Annotated in this window: 9 protein-coding genes; 7 read left to right on the forward strand and 2 right to left on the reverse strand. The window is 69.6% G+C overall.

The genetic code is table 11. The annotated features are described in order from the left end of the window. The first annotated feature begins 134 nt into the window (after nt 1-134). Nucleotides 135-1,529 (forward strand): type VII secretion protein EccB, encoded by a 1,395-nt coding sequence (gene eccB, locus G6N66_RS03390; protein ID WP_085233513.1) that lies wholly within the window; start codon nt 135-137, stop codon nt 1,527-1,529. Here the strand turns inward: eccB and mycP are convergent. Further along, nucleotides 1,488-2,744: a type VII secretion-associated serine protease mycosin gene (gene mycP, locus G6N66_RS03395; RefSeq protein WP_085233514.1), complete on the reverse strand. Its 1,257-nt coding sequence runs from the start codon at nt 2,742-2,744 to the stop codon at nt 1,488-1,490. The two genes, eccB and mycP, sit on opposite strands and share 42 nt — an antisense overlap. Beyond that, a complete protein-coding gene (eccD, locus tag G6N66_RS03400) occupies nt 2,741-4,084 on the reverse strand; it encodes a type VII secretion integral membrane protein EccD (RefSeq protein WP_085233515.1) in 1,344 nt (447 codons plus the stop codon). Before eccD ends, mycP begins: the two co-directional genes overlap by 4 nt. A 130-nt stretch (nt 4,085-4,214) precedes the next feature. Between eccD and eccCa the strand changes: the two genes are divergently transcribed. The 6 genes from eccCa to G6N66_RS03430 all read left to right on the forward strand — a co-directional run bounded on the left by eccCa (nt 4,215) and on the right by G6N66_RS03430 (nt 12,651). After that, complete coding sequence (gene eccCa, locus G6N66_RS03405) at nt 4,215-7,907, forward strand: type VII secretion protein EccCa (RefSeq protein ID WP_085233516.1); 3,693 nt, start codon at nt 4,215-4,217, stop codon at nt 7,905-7,907. Continuing rightward, nucleotides 7,904-9,157 carry a type VII secretion-associated protein gene (locus G6N66_RS03410; protein WP_085233595.1) on the forward strand — a complete coding sequence of 418 codons (1,254 nt, stop codon included), beginning with the start codon at nt 7,904-7,906 and terminating at the stop codon, nt 9,155-9,157. The genes eccCa and G6N66_RS03410 overlap by 4 nt, the downstream gene beginning before the upstream one ends. A 2-nt stretch (nt 9,158-9,159) precedes the next feature. Beyond that, nucleotides 9,160-9,486: a WXG100 family type VII secretion target gene (locus G6N66_RS03415; protein ID WP_085233517.1), complete on the forward strand. Its 327-nt coding sequence runs from the start codon at nt 9,160-9,162 to the stop codon at nt 9,484-9,486. Nucleotides 9,487-9,495: 9 nt separating this feature from the next. Then, nucleotides 9,496-9,798 (forward strand): WXG100 family type VII secretion target, encoded by a 303-nt coding sequence (locus tag G6N66_RS03420; protein WP_139825261.1) that lies wholly within the window; start codon nt 9,496-9,498, stop codon nt 9,796-9,798. Between the two features lie 199 nt (nt 9,799-9,997). Next, nucleotides 9,998-11,473: a biotin carboxylase gene (locus tag G6N66_RS03425; protein WP_085233519.1), complete on the forward strand. Its 1,476-nt coding sequence runs from the start codon at nt 9,998-10,000 to the stop codon at nt 11,471-11,473. Next, nucleotides 11,470-12,651 carry a serine hydrolase domain-containing protein gene (locus G6N66_RS03430; RefSeq protein WP_085233520.1) on the forward strand — a complete coding sequence of 394 codons (1,182 nt, stop codon included), beginning with the start codon at nt 11,470-11,472 and terminating at the stop codon, nt 12,649-12,651. Before G6N66_RS03425 ends, G6N66_RS03430 begins: the two co-directional genes overlap by 4 nt. Nucleotides 12,652-12,709 lie beyond the last annotated feature (58 nt).

Here is a 12,709-nt window from a genome sequence, read left to right on the forward strand (position 1 = left end):
TTCACGCCCCCGATTTTACCCACTACCAGGCACAACGAAACGGCGCTGAGCTGTGGATAACCGACCACACGCTGTTCGACGTGCGGTTTAACCTGACGCGCTAGGCCGGTACGCACAAATTTTCCGGGAGGATTTTGAACCGTCGATCGCCGCGCCAACCGACCAGCTGGCTGCAGGTCAGCGGTCATCGATTTCTCCTCCGCCGCATCGAGTGCGCGTTGCTGGGCAGAGATCTCGACACGGTCGACGAGCCGCTGCGCGCGCATTCGGCCGCCTGGGTGCTGGGGGTCGTGCTCGCCGGCCTCGCGCTGGCGGGATGTGCGTTGGCTGGTTTGCTGCGACCGCAGCCGGCGCTGGATCGGGCGCAGATCGTGATGGGCCGGGACTCCGGGGCGCTGTATGTGCGAGTCGGCGATATTTGGCATCCGGTACTCAACCTGGCCTCGGCGCGGTTGATCGCGGCCACCGACGCCGACCCACAGCCGGTGCCCGAGTCCGAATTGGGCCGTACCAAACGTGGTCCACTGCTGGGGATTTCGGGAGCGCCGCAGACGATCGGACGGCCGCTCACCGGCGATGAGGCGGCCTGGACGATCTGCGACACGCAGGGCGACCCGGCGACGACGATCGTCATCGGACGGCCGGACGAATCGTCGGTCCGTCGGTTGGCCCCCGAACGGGGCATGCTCGTCGCCGCCGGACCAGGTTCGCCGACCTATCTGCTCTACAACGGGCACCGGGCTGTGGTGGATCTGGCCGATGCCGCCGTTGTGCGCGCGCTGCGGCTGGAGGGCCGAGTCCCGCGCAACGTCTCGCGGGCTTTGCTGAACGCCATTCCGGAGGCACCGGCGATCACCGCGCCGCGGATCCGCGGCGCCGGCGGCGCGGCGCGCGGGCTTCCCGGCTTCCCGGTCGGCAGCGTGCTGCGCATCAGCCGCGGCGACGGTGACGAGTATTACGCCGTGCTGACCGACGGAGTTCAGCGCATCGGCCAAGTGGCAACGGACTTGTTGCGCTTCAGCGACTCGCAGCGCGCCGCCAACGTGATCGCGGTCGCACCCGATGTGATCCGGGCCGCTCCGATCTCCACCACCCTGCCGGTGTCCACGTTTCCGGATCGGGCTCCGGCGGCCGCCGACGCGCGTGATACCAGCTATTGCGCGACCTGGGCGTCCGATGGGACAGGCGGCGTCGCGTTCCTGACGGGCACCGGCCTGCCGGTGCCGGTCGGCAGACTGCCGGTGACGTTGGCCCAGGCCGACGGCGCCGGGCCGGCGCTGGATGCGGTCTACCTGCCGCCCGGGCGCAGCGCCTACGTGGCGGCGAAGGGCGGGGCGCGATACCTCGTCACCGACGTCGGGGTCCGATTCGCGATCCACGACGACGAGGCGGCGCACAGCCTTGGGCTGCCGGCGGTACCGCTGCCCGCGCCATGGGCCGTTTTGGCGGCGCTGCCGTCCGGACCGGAACTCAGCCGGGCCACCGCGTCAGTCGCTCGAGACGGTGCCGCGGGGCCCTCGCACCCGTAGCGAGACCACCGCCGCCACCAAGACGGCCAGGCCGATCGCCGCGCCGCGCAACGCGCCCCCGCGAACGCGGCCGTCCGACGGCCGCGGCGGCGGGGGGCTGACCGCAACCGGTGGGGCTTGCGGCGCCGGAGTGGTGGTGGGGGTCAAGTCGGTGCTGACGGCGGCCAGGGCGTCGATCGTGCCGTTGCCTACGACCGGATCCCGCCCGGCCGGCGGGTGATGCGCGGTTGACTCGATCCGTTGCATCACCTGGCGGGCGGTCCACGTCGGGAAGCGGGCGCGGATCAGCGCGGCCAGCCCGCTGACAACCGGGGCCGCATAACTCGTGCCCGACAGGGGGCCCGAACCGAACAGCGTCACGCCCTCGCCGATCGCTGCGACGTCGACCCAGGGCCCGGCGAGGGTGAATGCCGATGGCGTGCCCGCGGCGTTCACCGACCCGACGGTCAGCACGTAGTCGCCGTACCAGGCCGGGCTGACCGCCACAGTCGCGTTCTCCCACGTCGCGTCGGGCCGCTGAGCCGGACACTGTGCGGCGCCACCGGTGTTGCCCGCCGGGGCCACGACCACGGCGTTCTTGACGTCGACCGCGTAGGCCAGGGCGGCGCCGAGCGCGCGGTCGTCGAGCTGCGTTGCGGCCGGAACGCAGGCGACCGACGAAATGTTGATCACCGAAGCGCCGAGGTCGGCTGCCGTCCGGACGGCTTTCGCCATGGTGTCGACGTCGCCGACAGCGGGCCCGGAATGGTCGGCCGGCGCGAACTTGGCGCTGGATTGGCGGATGCTGATCAAGGTGACATCGGGGGCGACACCGCCGAGAATTCCGGCCACCACGGTGCCGTGCGCGTCGCAATCCTGGGTGCCGTCGCCAGTGGACACGTAGTCGCCGCCGGGCACAAGGTTCGGCAGCCGCGGGTGCCGCGCAACACCCGTGTCGATGATCGCAACTCGCTGGCCCGCACCGCGGGTGAGCTGCCACACCTGTGACAAGTCGAGGTCCGCGAGCTGATCGGGGCCGCGTCCCGGCTCCGCGGGGTTCGCGCTCAGCGCGTCGCACACCTCGCGTTGCGCGGTCGGCTGTGCGGGCGCCGGTCTCGCCGGCCCGGGCAGCCGCCGCTCGTCGATAGGCGGCGGCGAAACCGCTTGCGCCAAAGGCATTCCCAACGCCAGTGCGGCAGCCAGCGCCGACACCATCAGCAGCCGAGCGGTGCTCATGCCGGGTTCAGCGCGCGAACGGCGCCATAGAAGCCGCATATCCAGCACGCCAGGGGGGCCATCGCGAGGAAGGCCAGATACTCCGACAGCTCGACGATGCGGTGCTGAACGGGTGACATGGCTGGGGCCAGGAAGCCCAGGCAGAGCGCCGCGGCGGCCATCATCGCCGTCGCCGCGGTGATCCATGCCGCGCGGTCCGGCGCGGCGGCCGACGCGATCGCGAATGTTGTTCCGACAGTGGCGATTCCGCTGACAACCAACACGAGCGTCGTTGTGCCGTCCGCCGACCGCGCACGCAGCAGCAGCAGGGCGGCTGTGACGAAGGCAAAGGCTTCCGTGTCGGCGCCTGGTGCGGCGGCCGCGGTGACGATGGCGGCGACGGCGGCCGACGACGAGAATGCCGCGAGCAGGCTGGCCAACCAGGCGTCGGCGCGCATCGCCTTATCGCCCAGATGTGCGTCGTCCGGTCGGTGCGGCGACAGCCTCGCCAGCGCGATGGACACCCGGCCGGCAATCCCCAGCAGGCCAAGGGAAACCAGCGCGGACAGGGCCGCGACGGTGCGCACCGGGGCCGCGGTCAGCACGTCCGCGAAAGCGGCCCCGGCCGCGATCATCGCGAAGACCGCGACCGCGGTTAGGGCGACGACGTCGCGGTTTGTCAGCCGTATTGCCAGCACCGACGCCACCGCCGCCCCCATCGCGGCCAGCAGCACGTTGGGTGCACCCGGCGTGCCGGGAACCGCGGTGAACCCGGCAAGCGCGGCGAACGCGGTGGCAAGCAGGCTCAGGGTGAGCCCGGTGATCGGATCCCGAGCCGCGCGCCGCGCGATCAGCAGGCCAAGAACCGCGGCCAAGCCCGCGACACCGGCGGCGGTGCCAACCTCGCGGGTGGCGTTGTCGCCGAGGGCGTTTCGAACGAGTACTAGGCCACCGACACCGGTCAAAAACCCCGCCGTGACCGCGCCGGTCAGCCGGCTGGCCCGCCGGGTCCACGGCCGTGCGCGCACCCCGAGCGTGGCAGCGACGGCCTCGGCCACATCGTCATAGCGCGGAGCGGGTGGGTCGGCACGGGCTTGGCTCAAGATCAGCACCGCACCGTCGCGAATGTCATTCTGCGCCAGCGTCGTCGATGCGCGTAGCGCAGGAACGCCGGGCGCAGCCAGCCGGTAGGGGCGGCCCGGCCGATCGCCGGACCTGTCGACACCGCAGTCGTCCAGGATGTCGATGATCGACGGGATCAGGTTCGCGATGGGGACGGCGGCCGGCAGGGCCAGGTCGACGACGGCGGTGCCGGCGTGCACGCAGACGCGGCGCAGCCCCGGATCGGGTGCAGACAACATCGGGCAGCACGGTATCCCTTCTTAGCCGTTGTGGTCTGCGGCCATCCACAGGTGACTTGCCGACGGCTCGGGTCCTGCTTAGCGTCTTGCAACCGTGGCAAGCCCTAACGCGGCCCTAGCACCGCCGCCGATGGCCCCGGGTGCCGACATCGTGGTGCTCGCGCCTCCCGAAGTGCCCAGCACGGCATCCGCGACCGCGTTGGTGCGGCTGCTGCCGGTCGTCGTGTCCCTCGCCACGGTGGGCGTCATGGCGGCGGCTTTCCTGTCGGGATCGGGCGCCGGCCGCAATCCCATGTTTTTGGCATTCCCGGTGATGATGCTGGCTTCCGTCGTGGTCACGGCGTTAACCGGGCGCGGTGGCCGCCGCGGGATCGCCGCCGATCGCAGCGAATACCTCGGTTACCTGAGTCGGCTGCGCCGGGCCGTCATGGAAACGGCTGCAGCGCAACACTTGTCGCTAAGCCTTGACCATCCCGAGCCCGAAGCGCTGTGGACGTTGATCGGCGGCCCACGGATGTGGAACCGGCGGGCCGGCGACCCCGACTTCGGCCGTGTCCGCGTCGGCCTCGGATCCCGTCCGCTCGCCACCCGACTGGTGGCCGCGGAGACCGCGGGCGCCGGGCGGTCGGATCCGGTCACCGCCGCGGCACTGCAGCGCTTCCTCGACACACACTCGACCATCGCGCACGCGCCGGTCACCGTCGGGTTGCCCGGAACCGTGATTGTCGACGGCGACCGGGCTCAGGTGCGGGCGCTGCTGCGGGCGATGATCTGCCAACTGGCGGTGTGGCATGCTCCCGACGAGTTGCTCATCGTCGGCGCGGTCAGCGACGGCAACCGAGCCCACTGGGAATGGCTGAAATGGTTGCCGCACAATGGCCATCCCAGCGGCCATCCCAGCGGCCATCCCAGCGGCCATCCCAGCGGCCACCCCAGCGTTGCCGATGCGCTGGGCCGCGCCCGCATGATCTATCCCTCTCGGGCCGAAGCGCTCGGTGCGTTGCAGGGTCTGGCCGGGCCGCACGTGGTGCTGATCGCCGACCTGGACGACCGCGACGAGCCCGCGCCGATCATCGACGCCGTCAGCACCCTGGAGGTCGGGGCCGGGCGCGACGGCGCACCGTTGACGATTGGGCACCCGGACGTCGCCGACGCTCTGGTCCGTCCCGACCAGATGGATCTTGCCGACGCGGTGGTGTGTGCGCAGCGGCTGGCCGGCCAACGCGGCTCCAGGGCCGCGGGCGCAGCGGCGGGTTGGTCGAGTCTGGTCGGGATCGGCGACATCAGGTCATTCGATCCTAGTACGTTCTGGGACAACCGAACCCACGCCGATCGCCTGCGCGCGCCGATCGGAACCACGATCGACGGTGCACCGATTGAGCTGGACGTCAAGGAGGCGGCCGAAGGTGGCATGGGTCCCCATGGGCTCTGTGTGGGAGCCACCGGCTCGGGAAAGTCCGAGCTGCTGCGGACCATCACGCTGGGCATGATGGCGCGCAATTCGCCGGAGGTGCTCAACCTGCTGCTCATCGATTTCAAGGGTGGGGCAACGTTTCTCGACCTGGCGCGGGCGCCGCACGTCGCCGCGGTCATCACCAACCTGGCCGAGGAAGCGCCCCTGGTCGCCCGGATGCGTGACGCGCTGGCCGGTGAGATGAACCGCCGCCAGCAGGTGCTGCGGGCGGCGAGCTGTGCCAGCGTCGCGGCGTACGAGCGGGCGCGTCGGGCCGGTGCGCAATTGCCCGCCCTGCCGACGTTGTTCATCATCGTCGACGAGTTTTCCGAACTGCTGGGCCAGCATCCCGATTTTGCCGACATGTTCGTCGCGATCGGTCGACTCGGCCGCTCGCTGGCCATGCATCTCTTGTTGGCCAGTCAACGGCTCGATGAGGGACGGTTGCGCGGATTAGAAGCGCACCTGTCGTACCGGATATGTCTGAAGGTGCTCTCCGCCAGCGAATCACGAACCGTGCTGGGAACACCGGATGCGTATCTGCTGCCGAACGAGCCCGGGGCGGGATTGCTGCGTGCCGCGGCGGGCGAGTCGGTTGGCTTTCGGGCGGCATACGTGTCCGGGCCGCTGGTGGGCGGCGCACCGGAGTCCGCGCTCCGGACCGCGCGACTGTTCACCTCACGAAACATCGAGCCGGTCGCGGCCCCGGCCGGCGCATCATCGGAAGGCACTGTGCTGCGGGCGATCATGGATCGGGTCGCGGGGCATGGGCCGCCCGCGCACCAGGTCTGGCTCCCGCCACTGCACGAGTCACCGACTCTGCGCGCCCTGTTGCGTCAAGCCGGACGTGCGGCGGGCGGTTTGGCCGTACCGATCGGGATCGTGGATCGGCCGTTCGACCAGTGCAGAACGCCGCTCATGGTCGAATTGTCCGCAGCGGCAGGCAATGTCGGGATTGTCGGCGCGCCTCAATCGGGCAAGTCGACGGTGCTGCGCACGCTGGTCACCGCGTTGTGCGCGACCCATGATCCCACGCAGGTGCAGTTCTACTGCCTCGACTTCGGCGGGGGAGGCCTGGCCTCGTTGCGCACGGTGGCACATGTTGGTGCGGTGGCCGGTAGGGCCGAGCCGGAGCTGGTGGTGCGTATGATCGCCGAACTGGAGTCGGTCGTGCGGTCCCGGGAGGCCTTCTTCCGCGAGCACCATGTCGACTCGATCGCCCGATACCGTCGGCAACGAACGGTGGATGCCGACCCGTTCGGCGACGTATTCCTCGTCGTCGACGGCTGGACCGGAGTGCGAAATGAGTTCCCTGAACTCGAGGAATCGATCACTGCGCTTGCGGTGCAAGGACTCTCGTTCGGTGTGCATGTGGTGCTGTCGGCATCGCGCTGGGCGGAGATCAGGCCGTCGCTGAAGGACCAGCTGGGTACCCGCATCGAACTGCGGCTGGGCGATCCCGCCGATTCCGAGCTGGACCGCCGGCAGGCGCGGCAAGTGCCCCACGATAGGCCGGGCCGCGGCCTCACTCCCGACGGACTGCACATGCTGATCGCGCTGCCAATCGACGTCGGTGACCTGCCGGGTCGCCACGGCGCTTTGCTCGCGCCGCCAATACCGCTGCTGCCCGCTCGGGTGGATCATGACGCCGTCGTGCGGCAGGCCGGTGACACCTCTGGCGTGGGCATCTTGCTCGGCATCGAGGAACGTCAGTTGCGGCCGGTGGCAGTCGATTTCAAGCAAGAGACGCACCTGCTGGCGATCGGTGACAACGACTGCGGCAAGACCGCCGTGCTGCGCACCTTGTGCCGTGAGATCGTCCGAACCAGGACAGCCGAGCAGGCCCAGTTGTTGATTGTCGACTTTCGGCGCACGCTGCTGGGTGTCGTCGAGTCGGAACACTGCGCCGGCTATGCCATGTCGCCCGCGGCGCTCGAGGCGTCGCTGCCCGGTTTCCTGGACCGGCTGCGCCACCGCATGCCTTCACCGCAACTGAGCCAGGCGCAATTGCGGGCCGGGTCATGGTGGTCCGGACCGGACCTCTATGTTGTGATCGACGACTACGATCTGGTTGCCGGCCCGGCGGGAAATCCGTTGGCGCCCCTGCTCGAATACCTGCCGTACGCGCGGGATCTGGGGTTGCATCTCGTCGTGGCGCGGCGCAGCGGCGGCGCGGCCCGGGCGTTGTTCGAGCCGGTGCTCGCGAGCCTGCGGGACTTCGGCTGCGCGGGACTAATGATGAGCGGGCGCGGCGCCGACGGGGCGCTGCTCGGCTCCGTCCGCCCCGAACCGCTGCCACCGGGGCGCGGCGTTCTGATCACCCGCACCGGCGACGAGCGGCTAGTTCAGGTGGCGTGGAGTCCGCCGTGAGCCCACATCGCGCGATCATTGAAGTGGGTCCCGGAAGCATCCGCCGATTATGTTGTGGCACAAGCGTGATCGACGATGCCCAGATGCGCGCGGCGCTGGAAGCGATAGACGATCGGGTCGCGCTGGTGGGGGAGCGCCCGGTCGCCGTCGAATCGCTGTGGCGAACAGTGCTGGAGTCGCTGCCCTGCGACGGCAGCAACGGCCTGACTATAATTCATCCGTCGTGGTGGCCGCCGGCGCGCATCGGCGTGCTCACCACAGCCGCGCCGCGGCCCAATGACCTAGCGGCGCAACCGCGGTCGTGGTTGTTGGCGCAGGGATGGTCGGACACCGGACCGGACGCGACGGTGGTGGAGATCGCCGAGCGCTTAGTGGCGGTCACTAGTGCCCCCGGCGGCGAGGTGGTCGCCGTGCCGCGCACGATGCGGCCGACGCTCGTCGCGCAGGAGGTCGCGAGCCTGGCCGCCGCGACGAAGCGCGCGGTCGTGGTGATCGATGCCTCGGACGACGGCATGGCGGCGCTCACGACATCGATCGCCGAGGCGGTACGTCATCGCGGCGCCCAGAAGGTGATCGAAATCGACGACGCACGGCTGCGGCAACTGGCCCGCCTAGCGTCGCTGCACCGGTGGGATTGCGGCGAGCCGCCGTCAACCGACATTGCTCGTGATTCTCGATCGCCCGCGCGGCGGCTGGGTTGGCTGGCGGCGGCCGGCGTCGTCGTGGTCGCGGCGGTGCCCGCGGTGGGCGCGGCCGGTCGGCGCGAGATGCCGAATGCGGCCAAGCCGGCAACGACATTCTTGGTGGAAGGTCAAGTCGCGGTGACGGTTCCGGCGAACTGGTCCACGCGGCGCCTAACCGGTGGGCCCGGCTCGGCGCGGGTAGAGCTCACGTCGCCGTCGGATCCCGAGGTGGCGTTGCACGTCACCCAGACTCCGATCCCCGGCGAGACGCTCAGCCGCACGGCCGAGCGGTTGAAGCGAGCCATCGACGCCGAGCCGGCCGGGATATTTGTCGACTTCAACCCGTCCGGAACCAGCGCCGGACGGCCCGCGGTGACCTACCGTGAACTGCGCGCCGGCCACCAAGTGCGGTGGACGGTGCTGCTCGACGGGCCGGTGCGCATCAGCGTGGGATGCCAGAGCCGTCCGGGCGGCGAGGACGCGGTCCGCGAGGTGTGCGAGCAGGCGGTGCGGTCGGCCCGCGCGATATCGGAGGGAACCAAACCAGCCCCGCAGCGGTCGGAATAGGTATGAGCACACCGACGAGCGCCAACACCCTGAGCACCGACTTCGACGTGATGCGGTCCGTCGCGGCCACCACGGATACCCGCAACGAAGAAATCCGGGCGCTGCTGCAGGCATTCATCGGCCGCATGAGCGCTGTGCCGCCGTCGGTGTGGGGTGGGCTCGCGGCCGTGCGGTTCAAAGATGTCGTGGATCGCTGGAACACCGAGTCGATGCGGCTTTATCGCGTTCTGCACGACATCGCCGAGACCATTCGGCACAACGAGGCTGCGCTGCAGGAGGCCGGCCAGAGCCATGCGCACCGCATCGCCGCCACCGGCGGACACCTGTGATCGAGAGGACTGCCCATGGATCCCGTGCTGTCGTACAACTTCGACGAAATCGAGCACTCGGTTCGCCAGGAGATTCACACCACGTCGACACGCTTCAACGCCGCGCTGGAGGAGCTGCGGTCACAAATCGCTCCGCTGCAACAACTTTGGACTCGCGAAGCCGCGGCCGCGTATCAGGCCGAGCAGCTGAAGTGGCACCAGGCCGCCACGGCACTCAATGAGATCCTGGTCGACCTCGGACACGCGGTGCGCGACGGTGCGCAAGAGGTGGCAGACGCCGACCGCCGGGCGGCCGGCGTCTGGGCCAGGTAGCCGAAACAGACCCTGTGTGGTCCCTGCGGAAGGAGAGCCGCCGGGACCACACAGTCACGCCCCGAGCCCAGCACTTCCACCCGGCCATGTGCCCGTGCACAATTGACGGCATGGAGGTTCACGAGGACACCAGCGTCGCGCTGACCGCAGCGCTTTTGCCCCTGCCGCGGCGCCTGGCCACGACGTCACCGCAACCGGCGTGAGCGCCACCGCCGGCGCCCCGGGGCCGCGCCCCCCGCTGAATGGCCTCTCGGACATACGCGCGTTCTTTCACACCAATAAGGTGCCGCTGTACTTCATCTCTCCGACCCCGTTCAACCTGCTCGGCGTTGACCGCTGGATACGAAACTTCTTCTACCTCACCTACTTTGACTCTTTCGAGGGCACGCACTCGCGGGTGTTCGTGCCGCGCCGCCGCGACCGCCGCGATTTCGATTCCATGGACGACGTGTGCAGCCACCTGCTGTCCGATCCCGAGACGCTCGACTTCATCGGGGGCAAGGGTCCCGGCGGCAAATGCTGCTTTGTGATGATGAACGAGGAAATCCAGGCCAAGGCGCGCTCGGCTGGTCTCGAGGTCATGCACCCACCGATCGAGCTACGCAATCGGTTGGGCTCCAAGATCGTGATGACGCGCCTGGCCGACGAGGCCGGCGTCCCGAGCGTGCCCAACACGATCGGGCGGGCCGGCTCCTACGACGAACTGTTGGCCCTCGCCCAAGACGCAAACCTGGGAGACGACCTCGTCATCTCGATCGCCTACGGCAACGCCGGCAGCGGGACGTTCTTCGTGCACGGCCAGCGCGACTGGGACGAGCACGCCGGCGACCTGGTCGGGCAGGAACTCAAGGTGATGAAGCGCATCCGCAACGTCGAGGTGTGCCTCGAGGGCGCCGTGACCCGCCACGGCACCGTCGTCGGCCCCGCGATGACCAGTTTGGTCGGCTACTCGGAGCTGACGCCGAGCCGGGGCAGCTGGTGTGGCAACGACATCTGGCACGAGGTGCTGCCGCCGGCCCAGACGCACGCCGCGCGAGAAATGGTGACCAAGCTCGGCGACGTCATGCGCCGCGAGGGCTACCTCGGCTACTTCGAGGTGGACCTGCTGCACGACCTGGACTCCGACGAGCTCTACCTCGGCGAGGTGAATCCGCGGCTGAGCGGCGCCAGCCCGATGACGAACCTGACCACCGAGGCCTACGCCGACATGCCGCTGTTCCTCTTCCACCTGCTCGAGTACATGGACGTGGAGTACGAGCTCGACATCGACGAGATCAACGCGCGCTGGGAGCGCGGCTACGGCGAGGACGAGGTCTGGGGCCAGGTGATCATCACCGAGACGTCGCCGGATCTGGAGATCTTCACCGCGACGCCACGCACCGGGGTATGGCGGATCGACGATGACGGCCGGGTCTCCTTCTCGCGGACCGCCAACGACTGGGCCACGCTGCTCGACGGGTCGGAGGCCTTCTATATGCGGGTCGCGGCGCCCGGCGACCTACGTTCCGAGGGCGCCCAACTCGGCGTGCTGGTCACCCGCTCGCACCTGCAGACCGACGACTATCAGCTCAGCGAGCGCTGCCAGCGCTGGGTGCGGGGCATGAAGGCGAAGTTCGTCTCGACGCCGCTGTCGCCGGCCGCGCCGATCGTCTCGCGGCTCGTCGCACGCGCGTGAGCGAAGCCCCGGCCGGTATCTCCCTGGACAACTGGCTGTCGGCGCCGTACGCGCACTGGTCCTTCCAGCACGTCGACGACTTCGTGCCGACCGCGCCCATCTCACGCGGGACCGGGCCCGTCGCGTCGCTGCCCACCGCCACCGCCCCGATCGCCGACATCGCAACGACCACCACGGACGGTTCCTCCACCACCGTCGGCGCGGTGATGGCCGCCACCGCCACCGACGGCTGGGCCGTCGCCCACCGCGGTGCGTTGGTGGCCGAGGAATACCTGGACGGCATGAGCGCGCAAACCCGGCACCTGCTGTTCTCGGTGAGCAAGTCGCTGGTGGCCGCGGTGGTCGGAGCGCTGCACGAGGCCGGCGCCATCGACCCGGACGCACCGGTCACGGCCTACGTGCCCGCCCTGGCGAACTGCGGCTATGCGGGGGCGACGGTGCGTCACCTGCTGGACATGAGGTCGGGCATCGCGTTCTCGGAGAATCCCCTCGACCCGACCGCGGAAATCCACCTTCTCGATCAGGCGATGGGGTGGGCGCCAAGGACCGTGGATGGCCCCGCGACGCTGCAGGATTTCCTGCTCACCCTGCGGCAGAAGTCGGCGCACGGCGGCCCCTTCGAATATCGCTCTTGCGAAACCGACGTGCTCGGCTGGATTTGCGAGGTAGCCGGCGGCCGGCGGATGCCCGAACTGATGTCGGAGCTGCTGTGGAGCCGCATCGGGGCCCAATGCGACGCCACCATCGCCGTCGACGCGGTCGGCACCGGGTTTTTCGACGGCGGCGTCAGCGCCTGCCTGACCGACATGATCCGGTTCGGGACGCTGCTGTTGCGCGACGGCGTCTCGTTGACGGGCGAGCAGGTGGTGCCGGCGGCGTGGATCGCCGACACCCTCGACGGGGGCCCCGGCTCGCGCGCGGCGTTCGCCGCCTGCCCCGGGGACACCGAACTGCCCGGCGGGATGTACCGCAACCAGGTGTGGGTTCCTTATCCGGGCAGCAACGTCGTGTTGTGCCTGGGCATGTGCGGCCAGATGATCTACGTCAACCGCGCCGCGGAGGTCGTCGCCGCCAAGGTGTCCACCCAGCCGCACTCGCACGAGCCGCACATGTTGGACACACTGCGCGCATTCGATGCGGTGGCGGCCGTTTTGACCTGCGGGGACGCCGGTCGGTAAGCTGCTCGGTTGGCGTGCGGTACGCCAGGGTCCTCGGGTCAATGCTGGTCGCCGAGAT

It is taken from the genome of Mycobacterium conspicuum (assembly GCF_010730195.1).
Taxonomy (GTDB): Bacteria; Actinomycetota; Actinomycetes; order Mycobacteriales; family Mycobacteriaceae; genus Mycobacterium; species Mycobacterium conspicuum.